General features: G+C 72.5%; 12 protein-coding genes and 1 pseudogene. 11 read left to right on the forward strand and 2 right to left on the reverse strand.

The genetic code is table 11. The features are described from left to right. Positions 1 to 8 precede the first annotated feature (8 nt). The 7 genes and pseudogenes from mrdA to EIM47_RS00630 all read left to right on the forward strand — a co-directional run. Positions 9 to 1,871, forward strand: a pseudogene (gene mrdA / locus EIM47_RS00600) (penicillin-binding protein 2); the annotation flags it as partial. A 401-nt stretch (positions 1,872 to 2,272) separates the two neighbouring features. After that, positions 2,273 to 3,394, forward strand: a complete 1,122-nt coding sequence (rodA, locus tag EIM47_RS00605) for a rod shape-determining protein RodA (RefSeq protein ID WP_019398170.1) — start codon at positions 2,273 to 2,275, stop codon at positions 3,392 to 3,394. A gap of 73 nt (positions 3,395 to 3,467) precedes the next feature. Then, positions 3,468 to 4,595, forward strand: coding sequence for a lytic murein transglycosylase B (gene mltB / locus EIM47_RS00610; RefSeq protein WP_019398169.1), 1,128 nt, complete (start codon positions 3,468 to 3,470; stop codon positions 4,593 to 4,595). After that, the gene (locus tag EIM47_RS00615) at positions 4,592 to 5,689 is read left to right on the forward strand and encodes a septal ring lytic transglycosylase RlpA family protein (RefSeq protein ID WP_125075796.1); all 1,098 of its coding nucleotides are present in this window, start codon (positions 4,592 to 4,594) and stop codon (positions 5,687 to 5,689) included. The genes mltB and EIM47_RS00615 overlap by 4 nt, the downstream gene beginning before the upstream one ends. Before the next feature lie 77 nt (positions 5,690 to 5,766). Then, the gene (locus EIM47_RS00620) at positions 5,767 to 6,984 is read left to right on the forward strand and encodes a D-alanyl-D-alanine carboxypeptidase family protein (protein ID WP_125075797.1); all 1,218 of its coding nucleotides are present in this window, start codon (positions 5,767 to 5,769) and stop codon (positions 6,982 to 6,984) included. A 268-nt stretch (positions 6,985 to 7,252) separates the two neighbouring features. Beyond that, the gene (locus EIM47_RS00625) at positions 7,253 to 8,140 is read left to right on the forward strand and encodes a CsgG/HfaB family protein (RefSeq protein WP_019397118.1); all 888 of its coding nucleotides are present in this window, start codon (positions 7,253 to 7,255) and stop codon (positions 8,138 to 8,140) included. Positions 8,141 to 8,291: 151 nt separating this feature from the next. Further along, on the forward strand, positions 8,292 to 9,479 hold the full coding sequence (locus EIM47_RS00630) for a CsgG/HfaB family protein (protein ID WP_051403605.1): 1,188 nt from the start codon (positions 8,292 to 8,294) through the stop codon (positions 9,477 to 9,479). A gap of 51 nt (positions 9,480 to 9,530) precedes the next feature. Here the strand turns inward: EIM47_RS00630 and EIM47_RS00635 are convergent, their stop codons facing one another. Next, positions 9,531 to 10,601, reverse strand: a complete 1,071-nt coding sequence (locus EIM47_RS00635; protein WP_083852396.1) for a lipid A deacylase LpxR family protein — start codon at positions 10,599 to 10,601, stop codon at positions 9,531 to 9,533. Positions 10,602 to 10,748: 147 nt separating this feature from the next. Between EIM47_RS00635 and EIM47_RS00640 the strand changes: the two genes are divergently transcribed. The 4 genes from EIM47_RS00640 (at position 10,749) to EIM47_RS00655 (ending at position 15,499) form a co-directional block, all read left to right on the forward strand. Further along, complete coding sequence (locus EIM47_RS00640) at positions 10,749 to 11,027, forward strand: DUF493 family protein (RefSeq protein WP_019398039.1); 279 nt, start codon at positions 10,749 to 10,751, stop codon at positions 11,025 to 11,027. After that, positions 11,015 to 11,728, forward strand: coding sequence for a lipoyl(octanoyl) transferase LipB (gene lipB, locus EIM47_RS00645; RefSeq protein ID WP_026010396.1), 714 nt, complete (start codon positions 11,015 to 11,017; stop codon positions 11,726 to 11,728). The genes EIM47_RS00640 and lipB overlap by 13 nt, the downstream gene beginning before the upstream one ends. Positions 11,729 to 12,087: 359 nt before the next feature. Beyond that, positions 12,088 to 13,101, forward strand: coding sequence for a lipoyl synthase (lipA, locus tag EIM47_RS00650; protein WP_125075799.1), 1,014 nt, complete (start codon positions 12,088 to 12,090; stop codon positions 13,099 to 13,101). Positions 13,102 to 13,318: 217 nt separating this feature from the next. Beyond that, entirely contained in the window at positions 13,319 to 15,499 is a 2,181-nt protein-coding gene (locus tag EIM47_RS00655; protein ID WP_019398042.1) for a carboxy terminal-processing peptidase, read from the forward strand. Between the two features lie 143 nt (positions 15,500 to 15,642). Here the strand turns inward: EIM47_RS00655 and EIM47_RS00660 are convergent, their stop codons facing one another. Then, on the reverse strand, positions 15,643 to 16,146 hold the full coding sequence (locus tag EIM47_RS00660) for a winged helix-turn-helix transcriptional regulator (protein WP_019398043.1): 504 nt from the start codon (positions 16,144 to 16,146) through the stop codon (positions 15,643 to 15,645). Positions 16,147 to 16,174 lie beyond the last annotated feature (28 nt).

The raw sequence follows: 16,174 nt of genomic DNA on the forward strand, positions 1-16,174 counted from the left end.
GCCATCGCATGGGCAGCCGCCGCGCGAGCAAGAACCCGCACGCCGAGGCCGAGCAGTTCCGGCGCCGCGCCGCGCTCGGCTTCCTCGCCGTGGCGCTGGCCCTGGGCGGGCTGGCGGCCTGGTATTTCCGCCTGCAGGTGCTGCAGCACGACGACTACGCCACCCGCTCGGAGGCCAACCGCATCCGCCCGCGGCCGGTGGTGCCCGCGCGCGGCATGATCTACGACCGCCAGGGCCGGCTGCTGGCCGAGAACGTGCCCGCCTTCCGCCTGGACGTGGTCCCGGACAAGGCCGGCGACACCGAGAAGCTGCTGGCCGAGCTCGGCCGGCTGATCCGGCTGGACGAGGACGACATCGAGCGCTTCCGCCGCGAGCGCAAGGCCGGGCGCGGCTTCCGGCCGATCACCCTGAAGCTGCGCCTCACCGCCGAGGAGATGGCCGCGTTCGCGGTCAACCGCTGGCGCTTCCCGGGCGTGGAGATGGAGCCGTACCTGACCCGGCACTACCCCTACGGCGAGCTGTTCGCGCACGTGATCGGCTACGTCGGCCGGATCGACGAGAAGGACCTGGAGACGCTGGGCGAGGGTGGCAGCGCGCTGACCCACATCGGCAAGACCGGGATCGAGCGCGCCTACGAGGACGTGCTGCGCGGCAAGGTCGGCTACGAGCAGATCGAGACCAACGTCCAGGGCCGCGCCCTGCGCACCGTGGGCCGGGTGCCGGCGCGTCCGGGCGCGGACCTGCGCCTGTCGATCGACGCCGAGCTGCAGCGCGCCACCGTGGCCGCGTTCGGCGACCTGGAGGGCACGGCGGTGGCGATGGATCCGCGCACCGGCGAGATCCTGGCGCTGGTGAGCCTGCCGTCGTACGACCCCAACCTGTTCGTCAACGGCATCTCCCACGCCGACTACCGCGCGCTGATGGACAACCCCTCGCGCCCGCAGTTCAACCGCGCGGTGCTCGGCGGCGTGGCCCCCGGGTCGACGCTCAAGCCGTTCCTGGCCCTGGCCGGCCTGGACAGCGGCGTGCGCCGGCCCGAGGACCGCACGCTTTCGACCGGCATGTTCTACCTGCCCGGCACCAGCCGTGGCTGGGGCGATTCGCACCGCGGCGGCCATGGCTGGACCGATGCGCGCAAGTCGATCGCCGATTCGGTCAACACGTACTACTACCAGCTGGCGCTGGACATGGGCATCGAGCGGATCGAGCGCTTCCTGGTGCGCTACGGCTTCGGCCAGCCCTCGGGCATCGACCTGGTCGGCGAGAGCTCGGGCATCCTGCCCACCCCGGCGTGGAAGATGAAGCAGCGCAAGGAGCGCTGGTATCCCGGCGACACCGTGAACATCTCCATCGGCCAGGGCGACTGGAAGGTCACCCCGCTGCAGATGGTGCGCGCCACCGGTGCCCTGGCCGACGAGGGCCGGCTGCGCCGTCCGCGCCTGGTGGAGGCGCGCCGCGACCGCTTCGACGCGCCGTGGGCGCCGCTGCCCGGCGGCGAGCCGGAGCGGATCAGCGAGCGCCCGGACAACCTCCGGGTGGTGCGCGAGGGCATGGAGATGACCGTGCACGGCCCCGGCGGCACCGCGCGCGCGATCGGCGTCGGTGCGCCGTACCGGATCGCCGGCAAGACTGGCACCGCGCAGGTGGTCAGCCGCCGAGGCACCAGCGCGGTCGACCCGCGCAGCCTGCCCATGCACCTGCGCCACCGCGCGCTGTTCATCGGCTTCGCCCCGGCCGAGGACCCGCAGATCGCGGTGGCGGTGGCGGTGGAGGGCGGCGGCTACGGCGGCAGCACCGCCGCGCCGATCGCGCGCAAGATCTTCGACGCCTGGCTGCTGGGCAAGCTGCCGGACGGGCTGGAACCGCTGGACGGCGCCCCGCAGCCTGCCTCCTGCAGCGAGGGCGGCGCCGGGTGCGCGCCGCTGGACGCGGCGGGGCAGCCCGGGGAGGGCACGCCATCCGCCGGCGCGGGCGGGGATGCCGCCGCGGTGCCGGCCGCGCCGGTGGCGTCGCGGCGCACCCCGGCCCTGGCCAGCGACCGCAATCCCGCCGGCAACAGCTTCGGCAGCTGGATCCGGCGCCAGCCGCACCTGCTGCGCCAGGCCACGCCCGCGGCCGGCGGCGGCAGCGGCGATGGCAGGCGCGGCGACAACGGCACCGACAACGGCACCGGCACGCAGGTGTCGCCTGCCCCGCCTGCCGGGCCCGGCGGGGACGCGCCCGCCGCCCCGGCGTCCCCCGGACCCGCGCCCGACCAGGAGGGAGGCGACCCATGAGGGATTTCCTGCGCTGGTTGCTGGACCTGGCCGGGCGCTTCGTGCGCACCCTGGACTGGCCGCTGTGCCTGGCCCTGGCCGGGCTGATGGCGTTCGGCCTGGCGGTGCTGTACAGCGCCGGCGGCCCCTCCGGCGGCGCCGCGCTGGTCAAGGCCCAGGGCGCGCGCTTCGCCCTGGGCGTGCTGGCGATGTGGGCGCTGTCGCGGGTCTCGGTGATCCGCCTGCGTGCCTGGTCGCCGATCGTGTACGCGCTGTCGCTGCTGCCGCTGCTGGCGGTGCTGCTGGTGGGCACCGGCAAGCACGGCCGGCACTGGCTCAACCTCGGCGTGTTCTACCTGCAGCCCTCGGAGCTGCTGAAGATCGCCCTGCCGATGATGGTCGCCTGGTACCTGCACTCGCGGCCCCTGCCGCCGCGGGTACCGACGGTGCTGGCCACCGGCGTGCTGATCGCGGTGCCGACCGGGCTGATCCTGCTGCAGCCGGACTTCGGCACGGCGATGCTGATCGCCAGCAGCGGCGTGTTCGCCCTGCTGCTGGCCGGCCTGCCGTGGTGGTGGGTCGGGGTCGGCATCGGCGGCGTGGCCGCGGTGGCGCCGGTGGCCTGGTTCTGGCTGCTGCGGCCGTACCAGAAGGACCGGATCCTGACCTTCCTCGATCCGGAGCGCGATCCGCTGGGAGCCGGCTGGAACATCATCCAGTCCAAGATCGCGATCGGTTCCGGCGGCCTCACCGGCAAGGGCTGGGGCGAGGGCAGCCAGTCGCACCTGAACTTCATCCCCGAGCAGACCACCGACTTCGCCTTCGCCGTGCTCAGCGAGGAGTTCGGCTGGATCGGCGTGGCCACCATGCTGGCCCTGTACCTGTTCGTGATCGGGCGCTGCCTGTGGATCGCGGCGCAGGCGCGCGACGGCTACTCGCGGCTGCTGGCCGGCTCGCTGGGCCTGGCCTTCTTCGTCTACGTGCTGGTCAACGGCGGCATGGTCTCCGGCCTGCTGCCGGTGGTCGGCGTGCCGATGCCGCTGCTGAGCTATGGCGGCACCTCGGCGGTGTCGCTGCTGGCCGGGCTGGGGCTGGTGATGGCGGTGCGCAGCCACCGTCCGGTCCATGCCTGGCACTGAAGCGGGAAATCCCAATGCCTGCGCGGCCTTGCGCGCGCATGCTAATCTGCCTTCGATGACCAGGAAGCCCGCAATGCGCGGCCGTGTGCTGACCGGCCTGATCCTCGCCGGACTGCTGGGCTGCACGCCCCGCGCCGGCGTCGTGTCCCAGAACCCGCCGGACGCGGTCCCGGTGGCCGCCACGTCCACGCCGGCCGAGGCCCGGCCCGAGGCCCCGGCCGCCGCGCCGGTGGACCTCACCCCGGTGCCGTTCGAGCTGGCGCGCGCGCGCTTCGTCGCCCAGACCAGCGAGCGCTACGGCATTCCCGCCGCCGAGATCGAGGCCACCCTGGCCCGGGCGAACTTCCTCGACAGCGTGGTCGCGGCGATGTCGCGACCGGCCGAGCGGGTCAAGCCCTGGCACGAGTACCGGCCGATGTTCATCAGCCAGGCCCGGATCGACGGTGGCCGCCGCTTCCTCGAACAGCACCGGGCGAAGCTGGCGAAGGTGGAGGCCGAAACCGGCGTGCCGGCCGAGGTGATCGTGGCGATCATCGGCGTGGAGACCAGCTACGGCGCCAACACCGGCCGCTATTCGGTGCTCGACGCGCTGTACACCCTGGCCTTCCGCTACCCGCGCAGCGGCGACCCGGCCAAGCTCGAGCGCGAGGTGCGGCGCGAGCTGTTCTTCCGCGAGGAACTGGCGCAGCTGTTCGCGCTGGGCCGCGAGGAAAAGCTCGACATCGCCGCGCTCAAGGGCAGCTACGCCGGCGCCATGGGCATGGGCCAGTTCATGCCCTCCAGCTACCGCGAGTACGCGGTGGACGGCGACGGCGACGGCCGCCGCGACCTGTTCGGCAGCCTCGACGACGTGTTCGCCTCGGTCGCCAACTACTTCGTGGAGAAGGGCGGCTGGGTGCGCGGCGGCCTGGTCGCGGTGCCGGCCACCCTGGAGCCGGGGCGCGAGCCGTTCGAGCCGTCCGAGTGGGCGCCCACCCACAGCCTGGCCGAGCTGGCCGCGCGCGGCTACACCCCGCAGGCGCCGGTGCCGGCCGGCGCCACCGCCACCCCGGTCAGCCTGGCCGGCAGCAACGGCCCGCAGTACTGGCTGGGCTTCCAGAACTACTACGCGATCACCCGCTACAACATCTCCAAGATGTACGCGATGGCGGTGTTCCAGCTGTCGGAGGCGATCGCCGGGCGGGAGATCCCGCCGGCATGACCCGGCGCCGGGCCCGGACCCTGGGGCTGCGCGCCGCCATGGTGCTGGCCGCGCTTGCGCTGGCCGCCTGCGGCAGCGCGCCGAAGAAGCCTGCGGCCCCGTCCACGGGCAGGGCCGGCGGCGCGCCCGCGGGCGCCGCGCCGGCCGGCGACTGCGCCGGGGTCTACTACCCGCCGGCGCAGGAGGACCCGTCCACCCGCGGCCACTACACGGCCGGTGGGCTGTACAAGCCCGGGGTGCCTGACCGGCTCCCCGACCACCTGCCCAACGTCGACTGCATCCCCGAGCCGGTGGTGACCGACGAGCCGCGCTCGCCGGTCGGCAACCGCTCGCCGTACACGGTGCTGGGCAAGCAGTACAAGGTGCTGGACCGTCCGCACGGCTACGTCGAGCAGGGCATCGCCTCCTACTACGGCGCCAAGTTCCACGGCCGCCGCACCTCGAACATGGAGGTGTACGACATGTACGCCTTCACCGCCGCGCACAAGACCCTGCCGCTGCCCAGCTTCGCCCGCGTCACCAACCTGGACAACGGCAAGTCGGTGGTGGTGCGGGTCAACGACCGCGGCCCGTTCCACGAGGGCCGGGTGATCGACCTCAGCTACGCCGCGGCGGTCAAGCTGGGCATCCATCCGCGCGGTACCGGGCGGGTCGAGGTGCGCGCGCTGGTCCCGGGCGAGGACGACGGCACCCGTTACGCCGGCCGCGCCGCCACCCCCGCTGCGCGCCCGGCCACGCCCGCGCCGGTGCAGACCGCGCCGGCCACCCCGGCCACCGCCCTGGACCAGCTGGTGCAGGCGCTGCCACCGGATCCGCCGCCCGCTGCCGCCGCGCCGGCCGCCGCCACCCCCGCCGCGCCGGCCGCCGCTGCGTCGACCCTGCTGCAGGTGGCCAGCTTCTCCAGCGCCGACAATGCCCGCCGCGCCCTGGAACGGTTGCTGGCCGCGGGCATCAGCGACGCGCGCCTGGAGGACGTGGTCAGCGGCGGGCGCACCCTGTGGCGCCTGCGGGTGCCGGCCGCCGGCGACCCGGCGGAACTTGCACTGCGCATCGCCGGTCTGGGATTCGGTACCCCGCAGCCGGTGCGCGACTGAGCCGGGGCTACAATCCGTCCTTTCGTCCTTCCCTTCCGCCCGGCCGCGAGCCGGTTGCCGCAGGAGTTCCCGTTTCCATGAAGTTCCGTTCCCCAGGCATGCTCGCCGCCCTCGCCGCGGTGGCCACCTTCGCCTTCGGCCTGGCCAGCGCCCAGGCGCCGGCACCCGCCCCGGCGGCGCCGGCCGCCGCCGCGCCGGCCCCGGTCGCGATCCCGCCGGCGCCGCGTCCCTCCCAGGCCACCGCCTGGCTGGTGATGGACTACGCCACCGGCCAGATCCTGGCCGGGGAGAACGTCGACGAGCGGGTGGAACCGGCCAGCATCACCAAGGTGATGACCGCCTACGTGATCGCCGCGGAAATGGCCGCCGGCCGGGTCCGGCCCGACGACCAGGTGCTGATGAGCGAGCGCGCATGGCGCGAGGGCGGCGCGCGCACCGACGGCAGCTTCAGCGGCTTCCCGGTCAACCAGACCGCGCCGCTGGAGGATATGGAGAAGGGCATGGCGGTGCAGTCGGGCAACGACGCCGCGATCGCCCTGGCCGAGCACGTGGCCGGCACCCAGGAGGCGTTCGCCGACCTGATGAACAGCTACGCGGCGAAGATCGGCATGAAGAACAGCCACTTCGTCAACGCCCACGGCCTGTCGGCGGAAGGGCACTACAGCACCGCGCGCGACCTGGCGCTGCTGGGCCGCGCCTTCGTGCGCGACTACCCGGAGCAGTACGCGTACAACAAGATCAAGGAATTCACGGTCAACGGCATCACCCAGCCGAACCGCAACCTGCTGCTGTGGCGCGATTCCTCGGTCGACGGCATCAAGACCGGGCACCACTCCAGGGCCGGCTACTGCCTGATGAGCTCGGCCCAGCGCGGCGACCAGCGCCTGATCGCGGTGCTGATGGGCGGCGCCTCCGAGCGCCAGCGCGCCGACGACAGCCTGGCCCTGCTCAACTGGGGCTTCCGCTTCCACGAGACCCACCGCCTGTACGAGCCCGGCAAGCCGGTGGCTTCGCTGAAGGTGTGGAAGGGCAAGGCCGACCAGGTGCAGCTGGGCGTGGCCGAGCCGCTGCTGGTGAGCGTGGCCCGTGGCCGCTACGGCGACCTCAAGCCGGCGATGGAAGTGCCGCGCTCGCTGGTGGCGCCGATTGCCGCCGGGCAGCAGATCGGCACGGTGAAGGTGTCGCTGGACGGCCAGGTCATCGCCGAGGCGCCGCTGGTGGCCACCGGCGCGGTCGAGGAGGCCGGTTTCTTCAAGCGCCTGTGGGACGCGTTCTGGATGTGGTGGGAATCCTGACGGATCGCCCACGCAACGCCCTGGAAACAGCCGGCCCCGCGCCGGCTGTTTTCGTTGCGCGCGACCGCGCCTCCCGACGGGTGGCGCCCGCTCGGGTTTTTCCATCGTTTATCCTCGGCCGGCGCGTTGCCTGCCGAGGTCGCGCGTGGCGGGCGGGATTGCCCGCGCTTTGTGCAAATCTCCAACGGGGAAAAACATGGGCAATAGGAAGGCAGTACGCGCGGCGCTCGGCGCTGCGTTGACGGTGGCGCTTGTGTCCGCTCCGGCCATGGCGCAACGGCACAGCGCGCAGGAACTGCGCCAGCAGCAGGCGGCGGAGATCCCGGTATGCAAGAAGCCGCTGGGCACGATCTCGGTACTGGAACCGGAGCATGGGGTGAACTGGTGGAGCGGCCACCAGCTCCCGGAGCCCTCGCGCCTGATCAAGGTGTTCGTGTCGCGCTCGCGCTGCTTCACCCTGGTCGACCGCGGCGCCGGCATGGCCGCCGCGCAGAACGAGCGCGCGCTGGCGGCGGACGGCAACCTGCGCCGCGGCTCCAACGTCGGCAAGGGCCAGGTCAAGGCGGCCGACTACGTGCTGGTGCCTGACCTGATCTCGCAGAACAGCGACGCCGGCGGCAACGCGGTCGGCGGCCTGCTCAGCGGCCTGGTCGGCGGCCGTGCCGGGCAGGTGCTCGGCGGCCTCAACTTCAAGAAGAAGACCGCCGACGTGGTGCTGACGGTCACCGACGTGCGCTCCTCCGAGCAGGTGGCGCTGGCCGAGGGCAGCGCCAAGAAGACCGACATCGGCTTCGGCGCGCGCGGCAACCTGTTCTCGGGCAGCGGCCTGGGCGCGGCCGGCGTCGGCGGCTACGCCAACACCGAGATCGGCCAGGTCATCACCCTGGCCTACCTGCAGGCCTACACCAACCTGGTCGCCCAGCTCGGCGGCCTGCCGGAGGACGCCTCGGCGGCCAGCCCGATCCAGGCCCTGCGCGTAACCCGCGCGGCGCGCATGCTGGCCAACGCCAAGGGCACCGGCAAGGCGGTGCGCGACCTGGAGCCTGGCATGCTGCTGTACCCGACCGGGCAGAAGGACGGGGCGATGTGGGAAGTCGAGGACGAACTCGGCAACCGCGGCTGGGTCAACTCGACCAGCACCGAACTGGCCCGCTGAGCGCGGCGGTTCCGGGGAAGGCCGGCGCTTTGCCGGCCTTTTCCTTTTGCGGGAGGGTGGCCTCCCGGCCTTGTTCATTGAAATGAAGGTTTCGTTAAACTTGGCTTCCTGCGCGCCGCAACCAGGCGCCAGAGCAATCCAAGGGGAAACCATGAGCCATCCGCATCTTCCGTCCCGTGCCCTGGTGCTGGGCGCGGTCCTCGCCACGGCGGCCTGGGCGCCGGACGCCCGCGCCGCCCTGTTCGGCTCCACCTGCAGCGAGCCGATCGGCACCGTGCGCATCTCCGAGCCGGACGACGGCGACGAGCTGTGGGCCAGCTACGGCCTGTCGGCCCCGACCCGCATGCTGCGGGTGCTGGTCAACGAATCGCGCTGCTTCACCGTGGTCGACCGCGGCGCCGGCCTGGCCGCGATCCGTGCCGAGCAGGAGCTGGCCGCGGCCGGCCAGCTGCGCGAGGGCCACAACGTCGGCGGTGGCCAGATCCGCGCCGCCGACTTCGTGCTGGTCCCGGACATCGTCTCGCAGAACGCCAATGCCGGCGGCAGCAGCTTCGGGGTCGAGGCCGAGGCCAAGCGCGGCCTGCTGCGCGGGATCACCGGCGCCGGCCGCGCCGGCGTGTCCACCCGGCGCCAGAACGCGGAGGTGGTGCTGACCCTGATCGATGCGCGCACCTCCGAGCAGGTGGCCACCGTCAGCGGCGAGGCCAAGATCTCCGACAAGGCCTGGGACGCGGCGCTGCGCGCGCAGCAGGCCCAGGCCGGCGTGCGCGGCGGGATCCACTACAGCAGCTGGGAAAACACCGAGATCGGCAAGGTGATCAAGAAGGCCTACGAGGAGGCCTTCGAGAAGATGGAGCCGGCCCTGCGCCGGCTGGCCGCGCAGCGCACCGGGCGCCCGCAGGGGATGATGTCGGCCGCCCTGGGCCTGCTGGGCGTGCCCAAGGACGCCCCGGCGGCGCTGCGGACGGGCGCGGCGCCCGCCCCGGTGGCCGCCGCCGCGGCTCCGGCCCCCGTGCCGGCCGCTGCGCCGGAACCGGAGCCGGCCCCCGTCGCCGCCGCGCCCGCCGCCGAACCGGCGGTTGCCGCGCCGGCGCCGGCGGCGGTGGTGGCGCCGGACATGGACGCGGACGCGGAGCTGCTGGCCAGCCAGACCCTGGCCCTGCGCCGTACCGCGCGCCTGCTGGCCCAGCCCAGCGCCGACGCCGACGTCGTGGCCGAGCTGCGCACCGGCATGCTGCTGTTCCCGACCGGCGGCAAGCAGGGCACCATGCTCGAGGTCGAAAACGAGGTCGGCCAGCGCGGCTGGGTGCCCTCGGCCGCGGTCACCGTCGCCCAGTAAGGCGCGTTCCCCCGGCGCCGCCGCGCGGCGGCGCCGGCTTCCCGGCCGGGCCTACAGCATCCGGCTGATGGTGAAGCTGCCGAACACCGGCCGCTCCTTCTGCCCCTCGAACTCGCGCGCGCCGTGGTAGCGCGCCAGCGCGAACTTCCAGCGGCCGTGGGTCACGGCCATCCCGTAGCCGACCTCGCCCACCAGCGGCCGCTTGTCCACGCTGTGGCTGCTGCGGAAGGTGTTGCCGTCCAGGGTGATGTCGCGCGCCACCGCGCGCACGTCGGAGGTGGCGAACACGTGCCAGGACCAGCCCGACAGGCGTTCGCGCGCCGGCGCGGTGTTCTCGCCGGCCGGACGCAGCGGGGTGCTGCCGAAGTCGTCGGGCAGGCGCCAGCCCCAGCGCAGTTCCAGGCCGGTGTTGACGTAGGTGGCGCGGTTGCCGAGGGCGCCGCCGTAGTGCGCGATCGCGTCCCAGCCCCAGCCGCCGGCGTTGCCCTCGCTGTCGCCCCAGCGGTGCATGCGTTCGTGCACGATGCCCAGCAGCGGCTCGTTGTGCAGCTGGTTGTCCCAGCCGCGGAAGTCCTCGCCGTCGAACACGTGGTGCACCGCCCTCTGCACCTGCTTGCCCAGGGCCGCCGGGCCGATCACGCCCAGCTGCAGCTGGGTGGTGCGCAGGCTGTCGCCGCTGCGCGCGTTGTAGCCGAAGCTGGCCATCAGGATCGCCGCGTACGGGCGGTCGTCGGGGATCAGGTCGGCGCGGCTGTAGTCGGTGGGCGTGTACAGGCTCTGGCTGATGCTGAACACCATGTTCTGCTGCTCGAAGCGGCCGGGATGCAGCCGCTCCAGGTAGCGGTTGATCCAGCGCGCGGGGCGCGGCAGGCAGGGGTCGTCGGTGTAGTCGGCCAGGTTGGGCGAGACCAGGGTGATCACCGCGCCATTGGTGTATCCCTGGTCCTGGTTCTCGCCGCCGAACAGGTCGTTGTCGACGCGGAAGTTCACCGCCGGCGGGGTTTCGCTGAGGCGGCTGCTGCTGCATTGCGGGGCGGCGATGGCCGCGGCGGGGAACAGGAAGACCAACAACAACGCGGCGGTGGGGACGCGCGGGGGTCGCGTCCGTGCGGGAGCGGGCATGGGCGGGATCCTTGGGCGGGGGAGGTGGCGGGGGAGGGACGCGCATTGAATCGCATGCGGAGCGTCCGCGGGGCGTGCATGGCCGCACCGGTGCGTTGCAACGCGCCGCCGCTTGGGTTCGCGCACGCAGGCCCTGATAATGCCCCGATGGAAATCAAGTCCGACAACCCCGAGCACGGCTTCCAGTTCCCCGGCACCTTCGAGCTCAGCGCCATGGGCGCGGCCGACAAGGGCCTGGAGACCGAACTGCCCCGGCTGCTGGCCGCCACCGGCGTGGAAGTGCTGGAGGAAAGCGTGCAGTGGCGCCATTCCTCCAACGGCCGCTACGTTTCGGTGCGGATCGGCTTCCGCGCCCAGAGCCGCGAGCAGTACGAGCGCGCCCACCAGGCGCTGCGCGACCATCCGGAAGTGAAATGGACGCTGTGAACGCCTGCGGCGCCTCCGCGGCGCCGGCCCGCGCCCTGCGCCCGGCGCGGGTATTCGACCTCGGCCGCCAGGCCTACGAGCCGGTGTGGCGGGCAATGCAGCGTTTCACCGACGCGCGCGATGGCGACACCGTGGACGAGCTGTGGCTGGTCGAGCACGAGCCGGTGTTCACCCTCGGCCAGGCCGGCAAGCCCGAGCACGTGCTGGCGCCGGGCGACATCCCGGTGCTGCACGTGGACCGCGGCGGCCAGGTGACCTACCACGGCCCCGGCCAGATCGTGCTCTACCCGCTGCTGGACCTGCGCCGGCTGGGCGTGGGCGTGCGCGAGTACGTGTGCCGGATCGAGCAGGCGATCATCGACACGCTCGGGGAATGGAACATCGGCGGCGAGCGCCGCGAGGGCGCGCCGGGCGTGTACGTGGGCGGGGCCAAGGTCGCGGCGCTGGGCATCCGCGTGCGCCGCGGCTGCTGCTTCCACGGCCTGTCGTTCAACATCGGCATGGACCTGGAGCCGTTCCACCGGATCAATCCCTGCGGTTACCAGGGGCTGCGCGTGACCTCGTTGCAGGACCTGGGCGGCCCGTCCTCGATGGATGCGGTCAAGCCGGTGCTGCTGGAGCAGGTCGCGCGCCAGTTCGGGCTGGAGCTGCGGCCCCAGGCGGGGCTGCCCGACCTCTCCGCCGCGCCAGGCGGGGAATGAAGACCGGCGCTGCGGGCGCCGGGAATGAAACCGGGTGCCGGCGTGCATGACGCGTTGCCGCGCGCCGCTGGCCTGGCCGCACTGCCCGGGGCTTCCCCTCACGCTCGCCGCCCTGGCTCCAATGCGCGACCACGGGCCATCCATGGCCTGCTTGCCCCATCCCCCGCGCTACCGCGTCCGCGGGCGCCCTGGGCGCGTGGCTTCGTTTTCCCGTACCCGGAGCGGGTGTCATCCAGCTGCGCCGCAGGCACGGACGGTGGGGGCTGGCCCCGTCCGTTCCATCCGCCGCCACCGGGCGTTCCGGTCCCGGCACTGCTGGTGCCGGGCGCGGGGCGCGGCGGCGGCCTACAATAGGCGCCATGACTGACGCCGCTCCCCGCACCATCCCGCTCCAGGTCCTGTCCGAACCTGCCGCCCCGGCGGCTCCGCTGCAGGCCGGGGCCAAGCAGCTGGGCGGGGACAAGATCGGTCGTTCGCCGGTGCAGTTCGCCGACGCCCCGGTGCTGCGCAAGCCTTCGTGGATCCGCGTGCGCATCCCGTCCGGCAACGCCGTGCAGAACCTCAAGGCCAAGCTGCGCGCCAACCGCCTGGTCACGGTGTGCGAAGAGGCCAGCTGCCCGAACATCCACGAGTGCTTCGGCCACGGCACCGCGACCTTCATGATCCTCGGCGAGGTCTGCACCCGCCGCTGCTCGTTCTGCGACGTGGCCCACGGCCGCCCGAAGCCGCCGGATCCAGACGAGCCGGCCAGCCTCGGCCAGACCGTGGCCGACATGGGCCTGAGGTACGTGGTGGTCACCAGCGTGGACCGCGACGACCTGCGCGACGGCGGCGCCCAGCACTTCGTCGACTGCATCGCCGCCATCCGCGAGCGCGCTCCCGGCACCCGGATCGAGATCCTGACCCCGGACTTCCGCGGCAAGGGGCGCATGGAGCGCGCGCTGGAAATCCTGGCGAAGAACCCGCCGGACGTGTTCAACCACAACATCGAGACCGTCCCGGACCTGTACCGCAACGTGCGCCCGGGCGCGGACTACCAGTGGTCGCTGACCCTGCTGAAGAACTTCAAGGCGCAGCATCCGTCGATCCCGACCAAGTCCGGGATCATGCTGGGCCTGGGCGAGACCCTTGAGCAGGTGCAGGCGACCCTGCGCGACCTGCGCGCGCACGACGTGGACATGGTCACCATCGGCCAGTACCTGCAGCCGACCGCGCACCACCACCCGGTGATGCGCTACTGGACCCCCGAGGAGTTCAAGGCGCTGGAGGAGTACGGCTACCAGCTGGGCTTCAGCCACGTCGCCTCCGGGCCGATGGTACGTTCGTCCTACCACGCCGACCGCCAGGCGGCCGGCGCCGGGGTGGCGGCCTGAGCCGGCCGCGCGCGGTCCTTCTCCTCCGCGGGCGCCGGCCCCGTCGCGCCCCGTCGCCACGCCGTTTCCGTTCACCTTTCCCTACGCCGCAGCGGCTAGCCTGCGGCGGAACGTCCCCGTGCACCCACGGGACCGTCCGGCAACTTCCGGCGCCGGCCGTGGTCCCAGTGGCGGTGACGCCCGATTTCCAACGGCTGCCTCCGGCCCGAGCCCCCGCATGAATTCCAGAATCACCGCAGCACTGTTCGCCCTCCTGCTGGCCGCCCCCGCGGCGCTGCTCGCGCGCGCCGACGCCCCCGCGCAGGTGGCCGTGGCGCCGACCCCGGACCAGTCCACCACCACCCGCCTGGTCTACGGCCTGCTGTCGGACAGCCGCTACGCCTACCGCCCGCGCCCGGCCGACGACGCGATGTCCGAGGACATCTTCCGCCGCTACCTGGAGGCGCTGGACGGCAACAAGCAGTACTTCACCGCGGCCGACATCCAGCGCTTCGAGCCCTACCGCCTGCAGCTGGACGACGCCGTGCGCGGCGGCGACCCGAGCCCCGCGTTCGCCATGTTCTCGGTGTACCGGCAGCGGGTGGTCGAGCGCGTGGCCTACGCGCAGAAGCTGCTGCAGGAAGGCAACTTCGACTTCAGCGGCAACGAGCGCTGGGAATACGACCGCGAGAACGCGCCGTGGGCCGCCGACGGCGCCGAGCTGGACGCGCTGTGGCGCAAGTCGGTGATGAACGACTGGCTGCGCCTGAAGCTGGCCGGCAAGGAGCCGGAGGAGATCCGCAGGACGCTGGAGAAGCGCTACGCCCAGCTGGCCCGCTCGGTGGACCAGCTCAAGAGCGAGGACGTGTTCTCGATCTTCCTCAATGCCTACACCGCCTCGATCGACCCGCACACCAACTACCTCAACCCGCGCACGGCCGAGAACTTCAACCAGGCCATGTCGCTGTCGCTGGAGGGCATCGGCGCCCAGCTGCAGCGCCAGGACGACGTGGTGGTGGTGCGCGAGATCATCCCCGGCGGCCCGGCGGCCCTGGACGGCACGCTCAAGGCCGGCGACCGCATCGTCGGGGTGGGCCAGGGCAAGTCCGGGCCGGTCGAGGACGTGATCGGCTGGCGCATCGACGACGTGGTCGCCAAGATCCGCGGTGCCAAGGGCACCCAGGTGCGGCTGGAGTACATCCCGGCCGAGGATGGCCTGGACGGCGAGCACCGCACCGTGACCCTGACCCGCGCGCGGGTCCAGCTGTCCGAGCAGGCGGCCAAGAGCAAGCTGTACAACATCCCGGCGCAGGACGGCCTGCCGGCGCGCAAGATCGGCGTGATCGAGCTGCCGACCTTCTACCAGGACTTCGAGGGCCGCCGCCGCAACGGCAGCGACTACACCTCCGCCACCCGCGACGTGGCCAACCTGCTGGCGCGCTTCCGGGAAGAGGGCGTGGACGGCGTGGTCCTGGACCTGCGCAACAACGGCGGCGGCTCGCTGGACGAGGCGGTGCAGCTGACCGGCCTGTTCATCGACCGCGGCCCGGTGGTGCAGGTGCGCGAGTCCGGCGGCCGGGTCACGGTCAACAGCGACAACAAGCCGGGCGTGGCCTGGGACGGCCCGCTGGCGGTGCTGGTCAACCGTGCCTCGGCCTCGGCCTCGGAGATCTTCGCCGGGGCGATGCAGGACTACGGCCGCGCCCTGATCATCGGCGAGACCACCTTCGGCAAGGGCACGGTGCAGAACCTGGTCGACCTGGACCGCTGGCCGGCTTCCGAGGGCCCGCGCTTTGGCCACGTCAAGCTGACCATCGCCCAGTTCTTCCGCATCGAAGGCGGCAGCACCCAGCACAAGGGCGTGGTCCCCGACATCGCCTACCCGCTGAGCGTGGACGCCAACGAGTTCGGCGAGAGCACCTACGACAACGCCCTGCCGTGGACCCGCATCGCCGCGGTGCCGCACGAGCGCTACGGCAACTTCCAGCCGCTGCTGCCGCGCCTGCAGGCCATGCATGCGCGCCGCATCGCCGACGACCTGGAGTTCCAGTGGTGGAGCGAGGACGTGGCGCGCTACCGCGAGGAAGCGGCGAAGAAGTACCTGTCGCTCAACGAGGCCGAGCGCCGCGCCGAGCGCGAGCGCCAGGAGAAGCAGCGCAAGGAGCGCCAGGCGATCCGCAAGGAGAAGGGCCTGGAGCTGGATCCGCTGGCCGAGGACTTCGACGACGGCCTGACCGCCAGCGAGCGCGACGTGGTCAAGGACGCCGAGCGCGAGAAGGCGGCCGAGAAGCGCCCGGACCCGTTGCAGCGCGAGGCCGCCGCGATCCTGGCCAACGCCATCGGCCTGCTGGAGCAGGACCGTCCGCTGACCGCGCAGGTGCTGCCGCTGACCGCCTCGGCGGTGCGCTGGGCGCGCTGAGCCCCGGCGCCGGTGGTGCAATGAAGAACGGCGGCCCAGGGGCCGCCGTCTTTCTTTGTGCGTTCCGCGCGCGTTGCAAGCCGATCCCGGCTGCGCTCCGCTTGCCCGCGTTACCAATCGCCAATCACCAATCACCAATCCCGTCAGTCAGGCACATCCAGCGCCAGTGTCTCCTTGACCTCCTCCATCACGATGTAGCTCTTGGACTCGCGCACGTGCGGCAGGGTCAGCAGGCTGCTGCCCAGCAGCCGGCGGTAGGAGGCCATCTCGGTGATGCGCGCCTTGATCAGGTAGTCGAAGTCGCCGGAGACCAGGTGGCATTCCAGCACGTTGGGCAGCTTCAGCGCGGCGCGGCGGAATTCCTCGAAGATGTCGCCGGACTTGTAGGCCAGGCTGATCTGCACGAACACCAGCAGGCTGGCGCCCAGGTGCTGCGGATTGAGGCGGGCGTGGTAGCCGGTGATCACCCCGTCGCGCTCCAGCCGGCGCACGCGCTCGGTGCAGGGCGTGGTCGACAGGCCCACGCGCTCGCCCAGCTCGGTGAAGGAGATGCGGCCCTCCTCCTGCAGGATGCGCAGGATGTGGCGGTCGATGCGGTCCAGGTGGCGTGGACGGTCGCCGCGCAGGCGTTCGGGGCGGGCGGGCATGGAAACCTCCGTGGAAGCGGCCTGTGGC

It is taken from the genome of Pseudoxanthomonas sp. SGT-18 (assembly GCF_003931645.1).
Lineage (GTDB): Bacteria > Pseudomonadota > Gammaproteobacteria > Xanthomonadales > Xanthomonadaceae > Pseudoxanthomonas.

Bases quoted from the DNA above. Each gene is read 5' to 3' on its own strand.
- rodA (WP_019398170.1), top strand. From the start codon at position 2,273: ATGAGGGATTTCCTGCGCTGGTTGCTGGACCTGGCCGGGCGCTTCGTG.
- mltB (WP_019398169.1), top strand. From the start codon at position 3,468: ATGCGCGGCCGTGTGCTGACCGGCCTGATCCTCGCCGGACTGCTGGGC.
- EIM47_RS00615 (WP_125075796.1), top strand. From the start codon at position 4,592: ATGACCCGGCGCCGGGCCCGGACCCTGGGGCTGCGCGCCGCCATGGTG.
- EIM47_RS00620 (WP_125075797.1), top strand. From the start codon at position 5,767: ATGAAGTTCCGTTCCCCAGGCATGCTCGCCGCCCTCGCCGCGGTGGCC.
- EIM47_RS00625 (WP_019397118.1), top strand. From the start codon at position 7,253: ATGGCGCAACGGCACAGCGCGCAGGAACTGCGCCAGCAGCAGGCGGCG.
- EIM47_RS00630 (WP_051403605.1), top strand. From the start codon at position 8,292: ATGAGCCATCCGCATCTTCCGTCCCGTGCCCTGGTGCTGGGCGCGGTC.
- EIM47_RS00635 (WP_083852396.1), bottom strand. From the start codon at position 10,601: ATGCCCGCTCCCGCACGGACGCGACCCCCGCGCGTCCCCACCGCCGCG.
- EIM47_RS00640 (WP_019398039.1), top strand. From the start codon at position 10,749: ATGGAAATCAAGTCCGACAACCCCGAGCACGGCTTCCAGTTCCCCGGC.
- lipB (WP_026010396.1), top strand. From the start codon at position 11,015: ATGGACGCTGTGAACGCCTGCGGCGCCTCCGCGGCGCCGGCCCGCGCC.
- lipA (WP_125075799.1), top strand. From the start codon at position 12,088: ATGACTGACGCCGCTCCCCGCACCATCCCGCTCCAGGTCCTGTCCGAA.
- EIM47_RS00655 (WP_019398042.1), top strand. From the start codon at position 13,319: ATGAATTCCAGAATCACCGCAGCACTGTTCGCCCTCCTGCTGGCCGCC.
- EIM47_RS00660 (WP_019398043.1), bottom strand. From the start codon at position 16,146: ATGCCCGCCCGCCCCGAACGCCTGCGCGGCGACCGTCCACGCCACCTG.